The sequence below is a fragment of the Aquabacterium sp. genome (assembly GCF_049274795.1).
Classification (GTDB): domain Bacteria; phylum Pseudomonadota; class Gammaproteobacteria; order Burkholderiales; family Burkholderiaceae_C; genus Aquabacterium.
The window spans coordinates 1-18,951 of sequence record NZ_JBASTH010000058.1 but is presented as its reverse complement, the minus strand read 5'-3'; the positions used below and the strand labels follow the sequence as shown (position 1 = coordinate 18,951).

The window sequence follows — 18,951 nt, the reverse complement described above, 5'->3', positions numbered from 1 at the left end:
AGATGAAGTAGCGCTCGCCTTCCGGGAAGATGGTGGACATGGCGTCGAAGTAACGCGTCTTGAACGCGTCACCGGCGAACCAGTACTGGGGGATGTCGCCTTCTAGGTCGAAATCCAGCTTCTCGCGCGGAACAATCACGGGGGCATCAGATGCATGCTTGCTCATGGGCCTGTCCTTCTCATCGTGCCGCCACTGTAGGCTTTCGGCCAGGAAAGCGTGAGAGGTTGCGGCGACAGATGGAGGAAGATTTTGCGACAAGCACGGCGCCAGGCCCCTGGGATTTGCCCAGGGGTTGACCGCCTCACCAGGCCAGTGACGTGTACTTGGTGACCAGATACTCGTCCAGCCCCTGGTGTCCGCCCTCGCGACCCAGGCCCGACTGCTTCACCCCGCCAAAGGGCGCCACCTCGCTGGAGATCAGCCCGGTGTTCACCCCCACCATGCCCGACTCCAGCGCCTCAGACACGCGGTGCACGCGGCCGATGTCACGGCTGTAGAAGTAGGCCGCCAGGCCGAAGGGCGTGTCGTTGGCCAGGCGGATGGCCTCGGCCTCGTCGCGGAACGGGATGATGGCCGCCAGCGGGCCGAAGGTTTCTTCACGCCCCACCAGCGCATCGGCCGGCACCTCGGTCAGCACCGTTGGCGCAAAGAAGTGGCCCTGAGCCAAAGCGCCCTCACGCGCACGCTGGCCACCCAGGCGCAACTTGGCGCCCACCGACAGGGCCTGCGTGATGTGCTGCTCGACCTTGGCGCAGGCCGCCTCGTTGATCAGCGGGCCGCTGGTGATGCCGTCCTGGCTGCCATCGCCCACACGCAGTGCGGCCACCGCGGGCAGCAGGCGCTCGACGAAGGCCTCGTACACGCCTTGCTGCACATAGATGCGGTTGGCGCACACGCAGGTCTGGCCGCTGTTGCGGAACTTCGAGGCCATGGCCCCCTGCACCGCGGCATCCAGATCAGCGTCGTCGAACACGATGAAGGGCGCGTTGCCGCCCAGCTCCAGCGACAGCTTCTTGATGGTGCCGGCGCACTGCGCATAGAGCAGCTTGCCCACGGCGGTCGAGCCGGTGAAGCTGAGCTTGCGCACCACGGGGCTTTCGCACAGCGCGGCGCCAATGGCCTTGGGATCACCCGTGATCACCTGCAGCACGCCAGCAGGGATGCCGGCCTCCTGCGCCAGGTGAGCCAGCGCCAGGGCCGACAGCGGCGTGGCCTCGGCGGGCTTGACGATCATGGGGTTGCCCACGGCCAGCGCAGGCGCCACCTTGCGCGTGATCATCGCCAGCGGGAAGTTCCAGGGCGTGATGGCGGCGCACACGCCCACCGATTCGCGCGTGACCACCAGGCGGCGGTCCGGCCAGGGGCTGGGGATGGTTTCGCCATACACGCGGCGGGCTTCTTCAGCGAACCACTTGATGTAGGCGGCCGCGTAGGCGACCTCGCCCCGTGCCTCTGCCAGGGGCTTGCCTTGCTCGGCCGTCATCAGGCGGGCCAGATCTTCGGTGTGCTGCAGGATCAGGTCGTGCCAGCGCACCAGCAGCGCTGAGCGCGCCTGGGCGGTCTGCTGGCGCCAGGCGGGCCAGGCCTCGGCCGCCGCGGCGATGGCGCGGTGGGTCTCGGCCGCGCCCATCAGGGGCACCTGGCCGACCACGGCGCCTGTGGCCGGGTTGCGCACCTCGAAGGTCTCGCGCTGGTCGGCATCGAGCCACTGGCCGGCAATGTAGGCCTGCTGGCGCAGGAGCGATGGGTTCTTCAGGTCAAGCATGTCTCATCACGCCGACGTTTGCGTCGGCGTGTCCATGAAGGGTAGAAAGAAGGCGAGCGGTGTCTTTGGTGCTCAGCCCTGCTCTTTCGCAAGGGCCTGCAAGGCCAGTGCCGCCGCCTGCCGCACATGGGCCTCGGCGGCCTGTTGTGCGGCCTGCGGATCACGCTGGCGCAGTGCCTCCAGCAGCTTGCGCATCTCGGCCGGGCCGCTGGTGCTGCGCTCGCGACTGGTGATGGTGATGGCCCGCAGCCGGTTGATGCGGGCGTTCAGGCTCTGCGCGATGCTCCAGGCCACGGCCTCCTGGCCGGTGGAGAACATCACCTCGTAGAAGCGGGTGGTCTCGGCCAGCACGCCGGCGTGGTCACCCTGTGCGAAGGCAGCTTCGATCAGCATCAGCGCGGCCGACATGCGGGCGATGGACTGCTCATCCGCCAGGCGCGCACAGGCCGCCGCGGCATGGCCTTCCAGCAAGGCACGGATCTCGTAGATCTGGCGCGTGGTGTCCAGGTCGATGGTGGCCACCATGGGGCCCTGGCCCTGCGGCGTCTCAACCAGGCCTTCGGTCTCGAGGTGGCGCAGCACCTCTCGCACGATGGTGCGGCTGACACCGAGCTGCTCACACAGGGTGCGTTCGACCAGGCGCTGGCCCGGCTGGAAGTACTGCCCGATGATGGCATCGCGCATCTTCTCCAGCGTGAGTTCCCGCAGGGTCTTCTGGTTGCGGTCGATGCGGAGTGAGCTCGCTTTGGCTGGCATCAATCAACTCTCTGTGCAAGTAACGCGGTGTCATCCTGTGGCGTGGGACGCGGCCTGGGGGCAGGCACGCGTCCACGTGCTTTGCAGGATTGTCGCTGAGGTCAGAAGCTGTGGTTCACGCCCACGCCGAACGCCGTCTTGCCATCCTGCCGGAAGGCCTCGAACCGCGCCAGGTTGGCGTACACGTAGGTGCGCTTGGACAGGATGTGGCGCACACCCGCGCCCGCCATCTGGCTCACGTCGCCATCGACCGACATGCGGCCCACACTGAACTGCAGCAGCTGCTTGTCGAGCTGGTAAGTAGCGCCGATGGTGGCTGATCGGGCGGTGCTGTCGGCCGCGGTGCCACGGTACACACTCACGTCATACGCGCCCATCAGCGTGAAGGCGCCGAAGGCCTGTTTCAGGCCCAGGAAGCGCACCGAATCGCCATCGGCATTGCGGCCGGCCGAGAAGGTGGTGTTGAAGCCGCCCGTGCCGTACTTCAGCGCCAGGCCGTAGGGGGTGGACTGGCCGGCGCCCGCCTCGGTCGATTTCTCGAACGAGGTGTTCAGCGACACGGACGCGCCCGCGATGGTGGGCGAATCGTAGAAGATGCCGTTGTTCAGGCGAAAGTACTCGGAACGGCCGTTGTTGCTGCGGCGGTCCACGGCATAGTTGTAGTGTCAGAACTGCCAGGCGGGCGAGGCCAGGCGATCGTAGTTGCCCCAAGGATCATAGGCCCAGTCGTTGGCCGTCACGGCCTCCATCGCGCGGCCGATGCGCACGTGGCCAAAGCTGCCTTTCAGGCCCACGGTCGATTCGCCGTACCAAAAGGGCTTGTTGCTGTTCTCCACGCCGCCGGTGTCGGTCTCGAAGCGGTGCGTCAGCTTGAAGGTGGTGGCCAGGCCACCGCCCAGGTCCTCCTTGCCGCTGAAGCTCAGCTCGCTGCGCGACAGCGGGCCGACCTGCGTGCCTTCACTGATGGCCACCCCGTTGTAGCCGCGGTAGACGGCCGCATCGATGATGCCGGTGATGGTGACGTTGGATTGCGCCTGCGCGGTGCCGAGCAGGCAGCACAGGCTGGCGGCCGCCATCAGGGGCGCGGCCAGCAGGGGACGGGGACATGCGGACTTCGTGGACATGGTCATCTTTCCTAGGTTGTGTGGAGCGCGGGGGACAGGGGAACGCAGAAAACAACAGACAAAGGGGGGCCCGCAACGCCTGCGAAGGCGTTGTGAGGTGGGAGGAATCAGTGAGTGGGCGGGTGGTAGCGGGGTCAGGCCGCCGCGTGCACCTGGCTGTGGGCGCTGTCCCAGCTCAGGTGGGCGGTCGAGCCGATCTGCCAGGGCGGCGTGGTGCCCGGGCGCAGCGGCAGGCGGATGTCGAGCTCCTGGTCCCAGCTGGTGCTCAGGTGCACCTGCATCACATCGCCCAGGTAGCTCAGATCCCGCACGCGCACGGGGATGCAGGGCGCATCGTTGCAGGCTTCGCTCAGCAGGGCCAGGCGGTCCGGGCGCAGCATCAGCGCGGCCTGCGCACCCGCGGCCGTGTCGCAGCGCAGCGGCGCACCGGGCAGGCGGCGGCCGTCAGGCAGCACCACGTCGGCCAGGCCGCCGCGGCGCGCATCCAGCGTCACCGGCAGGAAGTTCGAGTGGCCGATGAAGCCCGCCACGAAGCGGGTGGCCGGGTGCTCATACAGCTCGTGGCCTGTGCCCACCTGCTGGATGCAGCCCTTGTTGAACACGGCGATGCGGTCCGACAGGCGCAGGGCCTCTTCCTGGTCGTGCGTGACGTACAGGATGGTGATGCCCGTGTCGTGGTGGATGCGCTTGAGCTCGAACTGGATCTCTTCGCGCAGTTGCTTGTCCAGGGCGGACAGGGGCTCGTCCATCAGCAGCACGGGCGGGTCGTAGGCCAGGGCGCGGGCGATGGCCACGCGCTGCTGCTGGCCGCCAGACAACTGGCCCGGCTTGCGGTCGCCATGCTGGTCCAGGTGCACCAGCTTGAGCATGGCCTTCACGCGCTCGGCGATGCGGGTGTTGTCCCAGCCGCGCACACGCAGCGGGAAGGCCACGTTCTCAGCCACGCTCAGGTGCGGGAACAGCGTGTAGCGCTGGAACACCATGCCGATGTTGCGCTGGTTGGGCGGCACATTGAGCAGGCTGCGGCCGGCGAGCTGCACGGTGCCCTCGCTCGGATCCTGGAAGCCCGCCACGATGTACAGCGTGGTGCTCTTGCCCGAGCCCGACGGGCCCAGGAAGGTCATGAACTCGCCCTGGCGGATGTCCAGCGAGACACCATCGATGGCCACCGAAGACCCGTAGGTCTTGCGCAAGCCGCGGATGCTCAGGAAGGGCGCGTCGGAAGGGGTGCGGTCATTGGCCATCTTGGTCTTTCCGGAAGAAGGAGGCGAGCAGCATGAACAGCAGCGTGATGCCGATCAGCACGGTGGACACGGCTGCGATGACGGGGGACAGATCCTGGCGCAGGGCGCTCCAGATGCGAACGGGCAGGGTTTCCATGCCGGGCGTGGCCATGAAGATGGACACGACCACCTCGTCCCACGACACCAGGAAGGAGAACACCGCGGCGGCGAACAGGCTCAGGCGCAGCGCCGGCAAGGTGACGCGCCACTTGACCTGCCAGGGCGAGGCGCCGCAGATCAGGGCAGCCTCTTCCAGCGCGAAGTCATAGCCCTCCAGGGCGTTGCACAGCGTGATGATCGAGAAGGGCAGCGCGATCACCAGGTGGCCGATCACGAAGCCGGTCAGCGTGCCGTTGAGGCCCAGCTTCAGGCACATCGCATACAAGGCCACCGCCAGCACCACCACGGGCAGCACCATCGGCGTGATGAAGAAGCCGCGCAGCACGGCCCGCCCGCGGAACTTGCCGCGCACCAGGGCCAGCGAGGTCAGGAAGCCCAGCACCACCGACAGGAAGGTCACGATCAGCGCCACCTTGGTGCTGTTCCACATGGCCAGCAGCCAGCCCGGATCGGCCCACATCTCGCGGTACCACTGCAGCGTCCAGCCTGGGGGCGGGAAGATCAGCCACGGCGACGAGCCGAAGGACAGCAAGGTGATGAACACGATGGGCGCCAGCAGGAAGACGACGACCAGCGTGGCGATGGTGCCCAGGCCGATGCGCAGCGGCGTGCCCAGGCGGTCATGGTCAAGCAGCATGCTGGCCTCCTTTGGCGGGGAAGAGCTTGAGTTGCAGGGCGTACAGGCCCAGGGTGATCAGCAGCAGCACCAGCGAGGCAGCACCGGCCAGGCCCCAGTTCAGCAGCGACTGCACCAGTTGCGCGATCAGCTCGGCCAGCATCATGTGGCTGGCACCGCCCAGCAGCGCCGGGGTCACGAAGTAGCCCATGGCCATCACGAACACCATCAACGCCCCGCTGGCCACGCCGGGCAGCGCCAGCGGCCACAGCACCAGGCGGAAGGCCTGCCAGTTGGTGGCGCCGCAGGTGGCGGCGGCCCGCAGGATGGCCGGGTCCAGCGACTTGATCGTGGCGTGCAGCGGCAGCACCAGGAAGGGCAGCATGATGTAGCTCATGCCGATGGTCACGCCGATGAGGTTGTTGACCAGGGGCAGGGGTGCGTCGATCACGCCCCACTTCATCAGCGTCTGATTGATGACGCCGCTGCTCTGCAGCAGCACCATCCACGCATAGGTGCGCACCAGCAGGTTGGTCCACATGGACAGCAGCAGCGCGCCCATGATCAGGCGGCTCCAGCGCGAGGGCACGATGGCCATCAGCCAGGCCACCGGAAAGCCCAGAAGCACCGTCACCACGGTCACCACCGTGGCCACGAACAGGGTGTTCCACAGCACCTTGGCGTAGGTGATGCCGTTGACCAGCTCGGCGTAGTTCTGCAGCCCGAACTGGGGCTCCATCACGCTGCGCAGCAGCAGGCTCAGCACCGGCAGCACGAAGAACAGGGCCAGCAAGGCCAGGGCCGGCAGCAGCCAGACCAGGCCGCTGCGGCGCGCGCGCCTGGGCGAGGCCGCGGCCAGCCCCATCGGGGCGGACAAGGTGTTGGTGTTCATGGGGGACTCCTGGGCGGGTGGCATCACTGCGATTGCCAGGCGTACCAGCGCTTGGCCACCACATCACGGTTGTCGGCCCACCAGCCCATATTGAGGTTGATCTGGCCAGTGGTGTACTGATCCGGCAGGGACTTGACCATGGCCGGCGACATCAGGGCCTTCGAACCCGTGTTGGTCGGGGCGTAAGCCGTTTCGCTGGCGAAATCAGCCTGGCCCTTGGCGCTGCTGGCGTAGGCCAGGAACTTCATCGCTTCGGCCTTGCGTTTGCTGCCCTTGGGGATCACCAGCACGTCGGCCGCCGTCATGCTCTGCTTCCACGACACGCCCACGTTGGTGCCGCTGGTCTCGACCGAGTGCACGCGGCCGTTCCAGAACACGCCCAGCGGCGCCTCACCCGAGGCCAGCAGCTGCTGCGACTGGGCGCCGCCCGTCCACCACACGATGTTGGACTTGATGGTGTCGAGCTTGCGGAAGGCGCGGTCCAGGTCCAGCGGGTAGAGCTTGTCGGCGGGCACGCCATCGGCCATCAGGGCCAGCTCCAGCACGCCAGGGGCCGACCACTTGTAGAAGGTGCGCTTGCCGGGGAAGTTTTTGGTGTCGAACAGGTCGGCCCAGGTGGCGGGCTTCTTGGCCTTGAAGACATCCTCGTTGAAGCCCAGCACGAAGGCGTAGTAGAAGCTGCCCACGTGGTGCGTGCCCGAGAAGCGCGGATCCAATTGGCCCTTGGGCACGACCTTGTAGTCGATGGGTTCGAGCAGGCCATCCTTGGCGGCCTTGGCGGCGAAGTCGGCCTCCACATCCACCACGTCCCAGTTGACGTTGCCGCTCTCGACCATGGCCTTGAACTTGCCGTAGTCGGTCGGGCCGTCCAGCTGCACCTGGATGCCGGAGCTGGTGCTGAACGGCACAGCCCAGGCCTTCTTCTGCGCCGCCTGGGTGGTGCCACCCCAGCTGGTGAAGACGATGCTGCCTTGCTGGGCGGCAGCAGGCAGGGCGGCGGCCAGCAGGCCGAGGGTCAGGCCAGCGAGGGCCAGGCGACGAGAGGTGTGAGGCATGGTCTGTTCCGTGGTCAAGGGGGATGGGGTAGCGGTTCAGGAAAGAGCGAATCAGGAGAGCGGAGAGAAAGCCGCGGGTCGCATGATCTTGCTGTCCATCTCTTCAATCAGGGCCTGGATCTTGGGCGCGAAGGCCTGCCAGGCCGGGTCGGCGGCCAGCGCGTTGCGGCGGCGTTCACGGTCATCGAGGCTGTCGAAAGCCCAGATGTGCACGATCTGGTTGAGCGGGCCGATCTCGGAGTGGAAGTAGCCCACCAGCTGCCCCAGGTGCGAGCGCTGGATGGCGATGCCTTCCTCGCCCACCAGGGCCAGGTACTTGGGCAGGGTGCCGACCTTGAGTCGGTAGGTGCGGATCTCGTAGAACATGGACAGCTTTCAGCGCATGACGAAGGGATCGGGGATGGGCTCGTCCGAGGTGTTGATCCAGACGGACTTGGTGCGGGTGTAGGCCAATGCGGCCTCCATGCCGCCTTCTCGGCCCAGGCCACTCAGGCCGAAGCCGCCGAAGGGCACGATGGGCGAGACCACGCGGTAGGTGTTGACCCACACGATGCCCACGCGCAGGGCCCGCGTCAGGCGATGGGCCCGGGCCAGGTTCCGCGTGAAGATGCCGGAGGCCAGGCCGTACTGGCTGTCGTTGGCCAGCGCAAGGGCTTCGGCCTCGGTGTCGAAGCGCACCACGCTGAGCACCGGGCCGAACAGCTCGGTCTGCACGCTGGGCACCTCGGCGTTCGGGCAGTCCAGGATGGTGGGCGCGTAGAAGTGGCTGCCTTCGCGGCCGGCGGGTGTCTGCCCGCCGCACACCAGGGTGGCGCCGGCCGTCAGGCTGGCCTGGATGGTGCGCTCGATGTGCTCGCACTGGCGGCGCGTGGCCAGGGGGCCCATCTCGGTGGCAGGATCTTTCGGGTCTCCGATGCGGATGCGCGCGGCCTTGGCGGCCAGCGCGGCCAGCAGGCGGTCGGCGATGCCGCGCTGCACCAGCAGGCGCGAGCCAGCCACGCAGCTCTGGCCGCTGGCCCCGAAGATGCCTGCCACCAGGCTGTTGGTGACGCTGTCCAGGTCGACATCGTCGAAGACCAGCACGGGCGACTTGCCACCCAGCTCCAGGGACGAATCCGCCAGGTTCTCGGCCGTGTTGCGCAGGATGTGGCGCGCCGTCTCCGGGCCGCCGGTGAAGGCCACCTTGTCGACCAGCGGGTGCGAGGTCAGCACCTTGCCGCAGGCATCGCCAAAGCCCGTGAGCACGTTGACCACGCCGGGCGGAAAGCCCGCCTCGTGCACCAGCTCGGCGAAGGCCAGCAGCGGCGCGGGGCCATCCTCGGAGGCCTTGAGCACCACGGTGCAACCAGCGGCCAGCGCCGGGCCCACCTTCACCGCCGACAGGAAGAGCTGCGAGTTCCAGGGCACGATGGCGGCGATCACGCCCAGCGGCTCACGGCGCGTGTAGGCCTCCATGTCGGCCTTGTCCACCGGCAGGTGGCGGCCCTCCAGCTTGTCGGCCAGGCCGGCGTAGTAGCGGTAGTACTCGGCCACGTAGCCGATCTGGGCCTGCGTCTCGCGGATCACCTTGCCGGTGTCGCGCGTTTCCAGCTCGGCCAGCTTGCCAGCATCGCGGGCCACCAGCTCGGCCAGGCGCAGCAGAAGCTTGCCGCGCGCGGTGGCGGTGAGGCCGCGCCAGGCCGTGTCGTTCAGCGCCCGGTGGGCCGCCCGCACGGCACGGTCCACATCGCCGGCCTGCGCCGCGGGCATGCGGGCCCAGGGCTGGCCGGTGGCCGGATCGAGGCTGTCGAAGTGGACCGTGCCCGTGTCGAACTGGCCGTCGATGTACTGCTTGAACGGAAGTAGGTTCTGCGACATGAGGATCCCTTGAGGCATCACTGGAAAGCCGGCACCACCTGGGCGATGAAACGCTCGAGCGTGCGCTTCTTGGTCTCGAAGTCCATGTGGTTGTCGATCCAGAAGCTGTACTGGTCGTAGCCCATGGCCTCATACGATTTCAGGCGCTGGACGACTTCATCGGGCGTGCCAACCACCAGGCTCTGGCGCAGCTTTTCGGGGGCGTACTGCGGGCAGGCATCGATGTCTTCCTGGCGCAGGGGCTCCATCAGGCCTTGCTCGATGGGGCGCTCCTTCTTGGCCCACTTGGTGAAGTAGCAGTAGAAGGCCTGCAGGTCGCGGCAGGCCTGGTCGACCTCGGCGTCAGTGGCGCCCACGAAGGTGTGCATCAGCAGCATGATCTTGGGGCGCGGCACCTCGGGGTGGGCGGCGCAGGCCGTGTTGAAGCGGTCCATCAGCGAGGCCACTTCGCCATCGCCCGAGGCCAGTGGCGTCACCTGCACGTTGCAGCCGTTGCCCACGGCGAAATCGTGCGAGTGCGGATCCCGCGCGGCGATCCACATCGGCGGATAAGGCCCCTGCACCGGGCGGGGCTGCGGCGTGGTCGCGGGGAACTGCCAGTAGGGGCCATCGGCCGCGCAGTCGCCCTTGAACAGGCCCTGCAGCAGCGGCACCATGGCGCGCATGCGGGCGCCGGCCTCCATCGCGTCCAGGCCGGGGAACAGGCGCTCGTACTCGAACATGTAGGCGCCACGGGCGATGCCCAGGTCCAGGCGGCCGTTGCTCAGCACATCGACCAGCCCGGCCTCGCCGGCCAGCTTGATCGGGTGCCAGAAGGGCGCGATCACGGTGCCGGTGCCCAGACGGATGCGTTCGGTCTTGGCGGCCAGGTAGGCCAGGTTCACGAAGGGGTTGGGCGCGATGGTGAAGCCCATGCCGTGGTGCTCGCCGATCCAGGCGGCTTCGAAGCCGCCGCGCTCGGCGATCTGCACCAGCTCGGTCAGCTCGGCGTGCTGCTGGGTAACGGGGGTGCGCTCGTCGTAGCGCTCCACATGGAGGAAGAGGGAGAACTTCATGGGGGGCTCCAGTTCAGTGTGGATTCAGGCTGCGGCCAGGGGGCGGACTTCGCCTTCGTCCTGGTTGCCGATGTAGATGCCGAAGGCGTCCTGCGCACGTTCACGGGCATAGCGGTTGAGCATGGTCTGCAAGGCGGCGTTGGCGAGCCCCAGCGCCGGCAGCTCGGCCACCGGCACACAGCGCAGGCCCGGGGTTGCCGCACGCACGGAACCTGCCCTGCCACGGTAGACGATTCGCGAGCCTTCGGGGGTGTCGAAAACCGCAAAAAGGAAGTCCACGGAAGCGTGTAGCTCCTGGCCCTTGAGCGTTTTGAGCAGGGATTGCGCATCGTCTGCGGTGGGCAGGTCCAACCCCTTGGCGCCTTCAACAAAAAGCACGCCTTCGGGGGTCTCGATCAGGGCCGAGGTGCGGGCCTGGCGGGCCAGCGCGGCTTGGGCGGCCTGCTCCAGCTGGAAGCCCACGTAGGCGCCCTGGCAGTAGCCCAGCGGACGGGCCGTGCGCTGGCCCATGTCGGCCACGCGGCCGATCAGGATGGTGTGATCACCCGCATCCACGCGCTGGTGCACGGTGCAATCGAACCAGGCCACGCTGCCGTCGATCAGCGGCGCGCCGGTGCGGCCGGCGTGCCAGCGCGCCTGCTCGAACTTGTCGGGTGACTTGGAGGCGAACAGGCCCGACACATCGCGCTGATCATCGGCCAAGATGTTGATGGCGAACGTATCCGACGCCTCGAACACCGGGTGGCTGGCCGTCTGCTTGCCCAGGCACACCAGCACCAGGGGCGGATCCAGCGACACCGAGGTGAAGGAGTTGGCCGTGAGCCCGCGCGGGGTGCCGTCGGCCTCCTTGGTGGTGACGACGGTGACGCCGGTGGGGAAGTTGCCCAGCGCCTGACGGAAGGCCTTGGGATCGATGGTGTGATCGAGGGTACTCATGCGGCCTCCAGATCGGTGTGGCCGGCCTGGGCGGCCAGCAGGAAGGGTTGAAGTTCGCCATGCACCTGGGGCACGCCCGTCAGGCACATCATGTGGCGCTCGCCGGCCAGTACCTGGCAGCGGCCCTGGGGCGTCGCCTGGGCCATGGCCTGCGACATGGCGGGGGTGGAGTTCGGATCGAACTCGCCCGTCATGAACAGGGACGGCATCTGCAGCTGGGCCAGGCGGCCCTCGTGGGCACGGTCGCTTGTGGCGAACAGCCCATAGGTGCGCGCATAGCCCAGGGGCTGTACGTTGTTCAGCAGATGCCGGCACACATAGGCCGCGGACACCAGCGAGGGCGGCACCGGCTCACCGAACCAGCGGCTCAGCGTGCCTTCGATGCCGGCCGCCTCGGCGCCCGTGGATTGCAGCTTCAGGCCGTGCACACGCGCCATCACGGCATCGCGCTGGGCCTGGGTGCGGCAGTAGACCCCGTTGAGCGCGGCCACGCTCAGGCAGCGCTCCGGCGCCCGCAGGGCGAACTCCAGGGCCACCAGGGCGCCCATGGAGTGCCCCACGATGTGGGCCCGCTTGAGGCCCAGTTGGTCCAGCAGGCGGCGCAGTTGCTCAGCGTAATCGCCCAGCGTGGGCGCCTCGGGCGGCAGCGGGCTGCGGCCATGGCCCAGCATGTCGTAGGTCACCACGGTGTGCTGGCGGCAGAAGCCGATCACCTGCGGCGCCCAGACCTCCTGGGCCATGCCGACGCCGTGGATGAAGACCAGCGGGGTGCCTTGCCCGTACACGGCGTAGTGCGTGCCGTCGGACAGGAGGCCACCGAGGCGGGCCGGAGGGGTCTGCATGTCAGGCATTGCGGGCATCCAGCTCGGCGTGGTCCTTGTAGCGGTCACCGATGCGGTGGTGCGGGCGGCCGCCGATGGAGGCGCCCAGGGCCACGACGAGTTCATCCGGCGCGGGCGCATCGACGATGGAGAACTGGATCGTCAGGTAGTGCGAGCGCATGCCTTCGTCGTGCTTGTGCATCAGCGGGATGGCGATGGGGCAGGCCGGGCCGCCGCGCACATTGGTGAAGCTGAGGTAGCTCTTGGCGCCGACGGCAGTGCGGTAGTGGTTGCCGAAGTGCAGGGTGTGGATGAGGGCGGAGGCGTGTTCGACCTCGCCTTCGGTGCCGGTGATGGCGGCCTTGCCGTAGGCCTCGACGGCTTCGCCGGAGCCGGCCATGCGCAGGATCTCGGCGGTGAGCAGGGCGCCGAGCTGGGGGGCGATGTCGCGGATCTCGGGCTGCAGGTCTTCAACGAAACCGCGGCCGGCCCAGGGGTTGCGCAGCACGGCGGCGGCGGCGAACAAGCGCAGGGGCTTGGGGGCGACCTTGCCGCCTTCGATGAGGGTGTCTTCCGTGTAGGTGACGACTTTGCGGAGCTGGAGACTCATGATGATTCCTTGGTTTCACGCACTTGGTATGTTGGAATACCAAGCAATCGATGTCCGAAATTTAAGCAAGTCGGATCGGCTTGACAAGCCCCGGACTTACCCTTTGTTTTCAGGTTGTTTAGGCTGAAATTTGACGATGTACGCCAAATTTCTTGATGAAGAACTTATGGCATACCAATTACAACTCGTGCCTGGTCTTCTGGTGTGATGGCGGTGCGTTCCTGGCGGTAGATGACGTGGTGCTTCCGCTGTTTGTGGGGGCTGGGTGATGCTGGTGCTGTGGGTCCTTTGCCTTCGGTTGGCTGGCGCTTTGTCGGGGCAGCGCGGGGGGCGGGTTGTGTGGGCATCCGTCCAGCCACCTGCTCAGCCCCCGCCCCGCGCTGCCCCGACAAAGCGCTCCAACCAAAGCACGCCAAGAAAAAGCCCCCACTGGCTCACACCAGCGGAGGCATCAACGGCCGAAGCCGAGAGGCAATTTCTTGAGAAGCGATCAGCCGGTTTGACCCGGCACCCAACTGGTCCCTGCCAACGGCATGGCCGGCCTGGTGGGCGCGCTGGTAATCGGCCGCCGCAAGGGCTTCAGCAAGGAGCCCATGCCCCCGCACAACATGCCGATGACGATGATCGGCGCCTCGCTGCTGTGGGTGGGCTGCTTCGGCTTCAACGTAGGCTCGAACCTGGAATCCACCGGCACTGCTGCGCTGGCGATGATCCCCACCTTCCTGGCCACCTGTGCCGCCACGGTGTCGTGGACGCTGGTGGAATGGCTGGCCAAGGGCAAGCCGTCACTGCTGGGTGGTGCATCGGGCGCCATCGCCGGCTTGGTGGCGATCACACCGGTCTGCGGCTTCGTAGGCCCGATGGCGATTGGCCTGCTGGCCGGTGTGTTCGCCTCGCCGGCACTGGGTGGCACGGGCACGGGCACGGGCACGGGCACGGGCGTGGGCGTGGGCGTGGGCGTGGTGTGGTCCGGCGTGGTGTCGTTCATCGCGTTCAAGATTGCCGATCTGGTCTTTGGTCTGCGCGTGAGCGAAGACGAAGAGCACAAAGGCCTGGACATCAGCTCGCACGGCGAGCAGGCCTATCACCCTTGAGCGTCTGAGTCTCACGGTGCCGCGGGCACGGTTTCCTTCAGAGGGGCCGTGCCCGTTGGCTTTGGTGCTGCAACCTCAGGCGTACTCGACCGCCGAATCCCCACGGCAAAAGCCGAACAGGCGCAGGCCGCTGCGGCGGGCCAGCTCGATGCCCAAGGTGGTGGGCGCGGAAATGGCCGCCATGACCCCGATGCCGGCGCGCACGCACTTGCTGACCATCTCGTGGCTCGCGCGGCTGCTCACCAGCGCCAGACCATCGGGCGTGAGCGCGCCTTCGTGGGCCAGCGCGCCGATCAGCTTGTCGAGCGCGTTGTGACGGCCCACGTCTTCTCGCACCAGCACGATGCCTTGGCCTGGCAAGGCCCATGCGGCGGCATGGCAGCCACCCGTCTGCGCCTGCAGGGCCTGCAAGGGCGGCAGTGCGCGAAAAGCCTGGCTGATGGCCTCGGTGGGCCAGCCCTGCGCTGAGCCACCCACGGCACCCACAGTCCCTGTCGGCAGGCTCTCGTAGAAAGCCTCCAGGCTGTCGATGCCGCACAGGCCGCAACCCGTGCGCCCCGCCAGTTGCCGGCGTTTGTCCTTGAAGCGCTCGAAGGCACGGGGCGAAACCTGCAACTGCACGGACACACCCAATGGCGCCCGTTGCACCTCGACATCGCGCAGTTCGTCCAGCGAGGTCAGCAGCCCTTCAGACAGCGAGAACCCCAGCGCGAAATCCTCCAGATCCAGCGGCGTGGCCATCATCACCACATGCGACACGCCGTTGTAGACCAGCGCCACAGGCTGCTCGTCGATCACCTGATCGGCCAGGTGCTGGGTGCTTGCGCCCACATGGCGAGCCACGGCGACGCGGCCCACGCCGTGCACAGGGCCATCGCCAAGCGTATCGGCATTGGCAGCCGTGCCAACCGCCACGCCATCGCCTTTCAGCTCGTCAGCCAGCGCACTCATGCAGCCTCCATCTCGGCCGGTGCCGCCGTCGGCCTCAAACGCACAGGAATCGATTTGGACGTCGGCGTGCGCGCACCCAGCGCATGGCTGGCCAGCGGCACCAGCACATTGGTCTCGGGGTAGTAACCCGCCACACAGCCCCGCGGGATGTCGTAGTCGACCAGGCGGAAGCTCTTGGCCTCACGCACCACCGCGTCATCCACCGCCGCGCCCACCAGATCCACCCAGGCGCCTTCAGCCAGGCCCAGCATGGCGCGGTCATCGGCATGGATGAAGAGCACGCGGCGCTGGCCGAACACGCCTCGGTAGCGGTCGTCCAGGCCATACACCGTGGTGTTGTACTGGTCGTGTGATCGCACCGTGGTCAGCGTGAACACCGGCGCGCCATCACGCGCTGCGGCCTGCGCCTGGTGCACCGCCGTGTCCATTGGGATCGCGTGCACCATCAGCTGCGCCTTGCCGGAGGGCGTGACCCACACACGCTCACCCGCCGTGTTGCGCAGACGGAACCCGCCGGGGTGATGCACCTTCTCGTTGAAACCCTTGAACTCGTCGAACACCTTTTCGATGTGCTCGCGGATGCGGTCGTAATCTTCCACCAGCCATGCCCACGGCACAGCGCTGTGAGGCAATGCGGCCATGGCCAGCCGCGCCACGATCATCGGTTCCGACAGCAGGTGCTCGGATGCCGGCTCGTTGATGCCGGCCGACAGGTGCACCATGCTCATCGAATCTTCCACACTCACGTGCTGCGGCCCGGCGGCCTGCTGGTCGATCTCGGTGCGGCCCAGGCAGGGCAGCACCAGCGCCTCGCGGCCCAGCACCGTGTGGCTGCGGTTGAACTTGGTGGCCACGTGCACCGTCAACGCACAGCGCTGCAGTGCGGCCCAGGTGGTGGGCGTGTCCGGCGTGGCGGCCGCGAAATTACCGCCCATCGCGAAGAACACCGAGGCGCGCCCATCGCGCATCGCCTCAATGGCGCCGATGGTGTCGTGCCCGTCATGGCGCGGCGGCTCGAAGCCGTACACCGCCTTAAGGCGCTCCAGAAACGCCGGCGCGGGCTTCTCGTAGATACCCATGGTGCGGTCGCCCTGCACATTGCTGTGGCCGCGTACCGGGCACAGGCCCGCACCCGGCTTGCCCACCATGCCGCGCAGCAGCAGCAGGTTGGCGATCATCTGCACCGCGGCCACGCCGTGGCGGTGCTGCGTGATGCCCATGCCCCAACAGGCGATGACCTTCTGCGAGCGGGCGATCACCTCGGCGGCGTGCACCATGCGGTCACGCCACAGGCCCGATTCACGCTCGATCAGCACCCAGTCTTCGGCTTCGATGTCTTCGCGCAAGGCCTCGAAGCCCTGCGTGTGCTCGGCGATGAAATCCGTGTCCAGCACGCGCGGCTGGCCGGCGGCCACGGCCTGATCGTCCAGCACCAGCAGGTGCTTGATGATGCCCTTGAGCAAGGCGATGTCACCGCCCACCTTGAGCTGGAAGTAATCCGACGTGATGGTGGTGGCGCCACCGCTCAGCATCTCCACCGGGCTCTGCGGATCGGCAAAGCGCTCCAGCCCGCGTTCGCGCAGCGGGTTGAAGCTCAGGATGCGCGCGCCACGGCGGGCCGCCGCACGCAGCTCGCCCAGCATGCGCGGGTGGTTGGTGCCCGGGTTCTGCCCGAAGATCAGGATGCAGTCGGCCTCTTCGAAATCATCGAGCGTGACGGTGCCCTTGCCCACGCCCACGCTGCCCTTGAGGCCCGTGCCGCTGGGCTCGTGGCACATGTTGGAGCAATCCGGAAAGTTGTTGGTGCCGAACTCGCGCACGAACAGCTGGTACAGAAAGGCCGCCTCGTTACTGGTGCGGCCGGATGTATAGAAGATGGCCTCATCAGGCGATGCCAGGGCCTGCAGGTGCCGCGCGATGGTGGCGAAGGCCTCGTCCCAGCCGATCGCGCGATAACGATCCGTCACCGGGTCATAGGCCATGGGTTCGGTCAGGCGGCCCATGGCTTCCAGCGCGTGGTCGCTCCAGCCGTGCAGCTCGCTCACCGTGTGCTGGGCGATCACCTGGGGCGTGGCGCGGTCGGCCGTGGCCTCGGCCGCCACCGCCTTCACGCCGTTCTCGCAGAACTCGAAGCTGGAGGTGTGCTGCCGATCCGGCCAGGCGCAGCCCGGGCAATCGAAGCCATCAGGCTGGTTGGCCGACAGCAGCGTGCGCGAGCCCTTGGCCGCGATGCGGTGCTGCAACAGCTGGCGGGCCACGCTGCGCAGCGCACCCCAGCCCCCGGCGGGGCCCTTGTAGAACTGGATCTTGGCGTCGCTCATGGGGGCTCGTGCGTACTGCGGTGCTTATGTCTTGATGAACATGTGCGCCGCACAGCCTGATCGAACCGCACCACACACCTCTCCCGGCACTGTAGGCCCGGCCCACCCCTCTGGCAATAAGCCCTCCAGAGCCGATAACATATGCTCCACACAGCATATGAAAGCCCTGCACGTCCACATCGACCCCGCCTGGCAGGTCACCGGCCCGGGCGGCCTGGGCCTGCCGCCACGGGTGATCACCTGGCTGGTGGCCATCCAGGCTCACGGCAGCCTGTCCGCCGCGTGCAAGGCCACGGGCGCGTCCTACCGCCATACCTGGAAGCTGGTGCACGAGGCCGAGACCGCCATGGGCGCCCCGCTCGTCACCATGGCACGCGGCAAGGGCTCGCAACTCACGCCGCTGGGCGAGGCCCTGGTCTGGGCCCAGCGCCGCTTCGAGGCCCGCCTGCGTCCGCAACTGGACAGCCTGGCTTTCGAACTGCAGGCCGAGCTGCACCGCGTGCTGAGCGACGCCGACCGGCCCTTGCGCGTATGCGCCAGCCACGGCTTCGCCATCGAGATCCTGCAGCGCCTGCTGGGCGAGGCCGGCGAGCCGCTCGATTGGCGCTACACCGACAGCAGCCAGGCCCTGGCCGCCCTGCACGCCGGCCAGGCCGATGTGGCCAGCCTGCACCTGCCGCAAGGCCCCGCCCAGGCCGAGGTGCTGCGCCAGTACGCCCGCTGGCTGCGGACTGACTGGCAGTACGTGCACATGGTCACCCGCCGCCAGGGCCTGATGCTCAAGCCCGGCAACCCGCTGCACATCGACGGCGTGGCCGATCTGCTGCGGCCGGACGTGCGCTTCGTGGCCCGCAACCACGGCTCCGGCACCCGCCTGCTGCTTGAAGCGCTGCTGCGCCAGCAAGGGCTGGATCCATCGCCCCTGGTGGACACCTCCACCGGTGAACACACCCACTCGGCCGTGGCCGCCTATGTGGCCAGCGACATGGCCGATGCGGGCTTTGGCGTGGAGACCTCGGCCCGCCGCTTCGGGCTGGAGTTCATCCCCGTGCAGACAGAGCGCTACGGCCTGCTGGTGCCACCCGCCATGCTCGAATCCAAAGGCATACGGCGTCTGATCGAGCTGCTGCGGAGCGAGGCCTGCCAGGAGGCCTTCCGCGATCTGGTGGGTTACCGGCCCGATGAATGCGGAATGGTAGCCCCGGCACGCCAGGTGTTCGACGGCTGGGCCAACAGCACCCGCTGAGGCCAGCCCAAAGGCAATCAAGCCGCGTGCAGCGCCTGCAAGGCCTCGCCCGCCAGGATCGGATCGCCCGTGCGGTTGTAGGTGTCCACCCAGACCTGGTAGCTCTTGATCACGCCCGTGTCCCAGGGGTGGAAGCCGGGTTTGAAATAACGCAGGTACTTGCCCGTGAGGCGCGAGTACAGCCCGTTCCAGCCGAACAGCCACCACAGGCCCTTGGCGCCCATCTTCCAGCGCTGGGCACGGCTGAAACCATCGACCTTGAGCATGTAGCTGGTGTTCAGCATCACGTTGAGGTTGAAGCCCAGCGTCACGAACACCAGTGCCAGGGTACGGCGCAGGTAACCCACCTTGGCCACCTTCTGCAGCACATCGAAGGCCACGGCCTTGTGCTCCATCTCTTCCATGGCGTGCCAGGCGTACATGGCGCGCATGCGGTGATCGGCCTGGG

17 protein-coding genes and 2 pseudogenes are annotated in these 18,951 nt (G+C 67.5%); 2 read left to right on the top strand and 17 right to left on the bottom strand.

Features of this window, described 5'->3' with window-relative positions; translation table 11 throughout:
- The 14 genes and pseudogenes from WAQ08_RS08940 to WAQ08_RS08875 all read right to left on the bottom strand — a co-directional run.
- The coding region (locus tag WAQ08_RS08940; RefSeq protein WP_422191069.1) for a metal-dependent hydrolase at positions 1-166 on the bottom strand (166 nt) is incomplete at its 3' end.
- A gap of 136 nt (positions 167-302) precedes the next feature.
- Positions 303-1,766, bottom strand: a complete 1,464-nt coding sequence (locus tag WAQ08_RS08935) for an NAD-dependent succinate-semialdehyde dehydrogenase (protein WP_422191067.1) — start codon at positions 1,764-1,766, stop codon at positions 303-305.
- Between the two features lie 72 nt (positions 1,767-1,838).
- Entirely contained in the window at positions 1,839-2,522 is a 684-nt protein-coding gene (locus tag WAQ08_RS08930; RefSeq protein WP_422191065.1) for a GntR family transcriptional regulator, read from the bottom strand.
- Between the two features lie 101 nt (positions 2,523-2,623).
- Positions 2,624-3,598 (bottom strand): annotated as a pseudogene (locus WAQ08_RS08925) (porin).
- A gap of 182 nt (positions 3,599-3,780) precedes the next feature.
- Entirely contained in the window at positions 3,781-4,890 is a 1,110-nt protein-coding gene (locus WAQ08_RS08920; RefSeq protein ID WP_422191063.1) for an ABC transporter ATP-binding protein, read from the bottom strand.
- Positions 4,880-5,686: an ABC transporter permease gene (locus WAQ08_RS08915; protein WP_422191061.1), complete on the bottom strand. Its 807-nt coding sequence runs from the start codon at positions 5,684-5,686 to the stop codon at positions 4,880-4,882. Before WAQ08_RS08915 ends, WAQ08_RS08920 begins: the two co-directional genes overlap by 11 nt.
- The gene (locus WAQ08_RS08910; protein ID WP_422191058.1) at positions 5,676-6,557 is read right to left on the bottom strand and encodes an ABC transporter permease; all 882 of its coding nucleotides are present in this window, start codon (positions 6,555-6,557) and stop codon (positions 5,676-5,678) included. Before WAQ08_RS08910 ends, WAQ08_RS08915 begins: the two co-directional genes overlap by 11 nt.
- A gap of 23 nt (positions 6,558-6,580) precedes the next feature.
- Positions 6,581-7,612 carry an ABC transporter substrate-binding protein gene (locus WAQ08_RS08905; RefSeq protein WP_422191056.1) on the bottom strand — a complete coding sequence of 344 codons (1,032 nt, stop codon included), beginning with the start codon at positions 7,610-7,612 and terminating at the stop codon, positions 6,581-6,583.
- Between the two features lie 51 nt (positions 7,613-7,663).
- Positions 7,664-7,978, bottom strand: coding sequence for an NIPSNAP family protein (locus WAQ08_RS08900; RefSeq protein ID WP_422191054.1), 315 nt, complete (start codon positions 7,976-7,978; stop codon positions 7,664-7,666).
- A gap of 9 nt (positions 7,979-7,987) precedes the next feature.
- Entirely contained in the window at positions 7,988-9,469 is a 1,482-nt protein-coding gene (locus WAQ08_RS08895; RefSeq protein ID WP_422191052.1) for an aldehyde dehydrogenase, read from the bottom strand.
- Positions 9,470-9,486: 17 nt separating this feature from the next.
- On the bottom strand, positions 9,487-10,524 hold the full coding sequence (locus WAQ08_RS08890) for an LLM class flavin-dependent oxidoreductase (RefSeq protein ID WP_422191050.1): 1,038 nt from the start codon (positions 10,522-10,524) through the stop codon (positions 9,487-9,489).
- 24 nt (positions 10,525-10,548) lie between these two features.
- Positions 10,549-11,460: a flavin reductase family protein gene (locus WAQ08_RS08885; protein ID WP_422191048.1), complete on the bottom strand. Its 912-nt coding sequence runs from the start codon at positions 11,458-11,460 to the stop codon at positions 10,549-10,551.
- Positions 11,457-12,311, bottom strand: a complete 855-nt coding sequence (locus tag WAQ08_RS08880) for an alpha/beta fold hydrolase (RefSeq protein WP_422191046.1) — start codon at positions 12,309-12,311, stop codon at positions 11,457-11,459. The genes WAQ08_RS08885 and WAQ08_RS08880 overlap by 4 nt, the downstream gene beginning before the upstream one ends.
- Positions 12,304-12,891: an amino acid synthesis family protein gene (locus WAQ08_RS08875; protein WP_422191044.1), complete on the bottom strand. Its 588-nt coding sequence runs from the start codon at positions 12,889-12,891 to the stop codon at positions 12,304-12,306. Before WAQ08_RS08875 ends, WAQ08_RS08880 begins: the two co-directional genes overlap by 8 nt.
- Positions 12,892-13,424: 533 nt before the next feature.
- Here WAQ08_RS08875 and WAQ08_RS08870 point away from each other — a divergent pair.
- A pseudogene (locus tag WAQ08_RS08870) lies at positions 13,425-13,985 on the top strand (ammonium transporter); the annotation flags it as partial.
- Between the two features lie 75 nt (positions 13,986-14,060).
- Here the strand turns inward: WAQ08_RS08870 and fdhD are convergent.
- Positions 14,061-14,936, bottom strand: a complete 876-nt coding sequence (gene fdhD / locus WAQ08_RS08865) for a formate dehydrogenase accessory sulfurtransferase FdhD (protein ID WP_422191042.1) — start codon at positions 14,934-14,936, stop codon at positions 14,061-14,063.
- Complete coding sequence (locus WAQ08_RS08860; protein ID WP_422191040.1) at positions 14,933-17,257, bottom strand: FdhF/YdeP family oxidoreductase; 2,325 nt, start codon at positions 17,255-17,257, stop codon at positions 14,933-14,935. Before WAQ08_RS08860 ends, fdhD begins: the two co-directional genes overlap by 4 nt.
- A 157-nt stretch (positions 17,258-17,414) precedes the next feature.
- Here WAQ08_RS08860 and WAQ08_RS08855 point away from each other — a divergent pair, with 157 nt between their 5' ends.
- Positions 17,415-18,503, top strand: coding sequence for a substrate-binding domain-containing protein (locus WAQ08_RS08855; RefSeq protein WP_422191038.1), 1,089 nt, complete (start codon positions 17,415-17,417; stop codon positions 18,501-18,503).
- Between the two features lie 17 nt (positions 18,504-18,520).
- Here the strand turns inward: WAQ08_RS08855 and WAQ08_RS08850 are convergent.
- A partial coding sequence (locus WAQ08_RS08850; protein ID WP_422191036.1) for a metal-dependent hydrolase occupies positions 18,521-18,951 on the bottom strand: 431 nt, incomplete at its 5' end.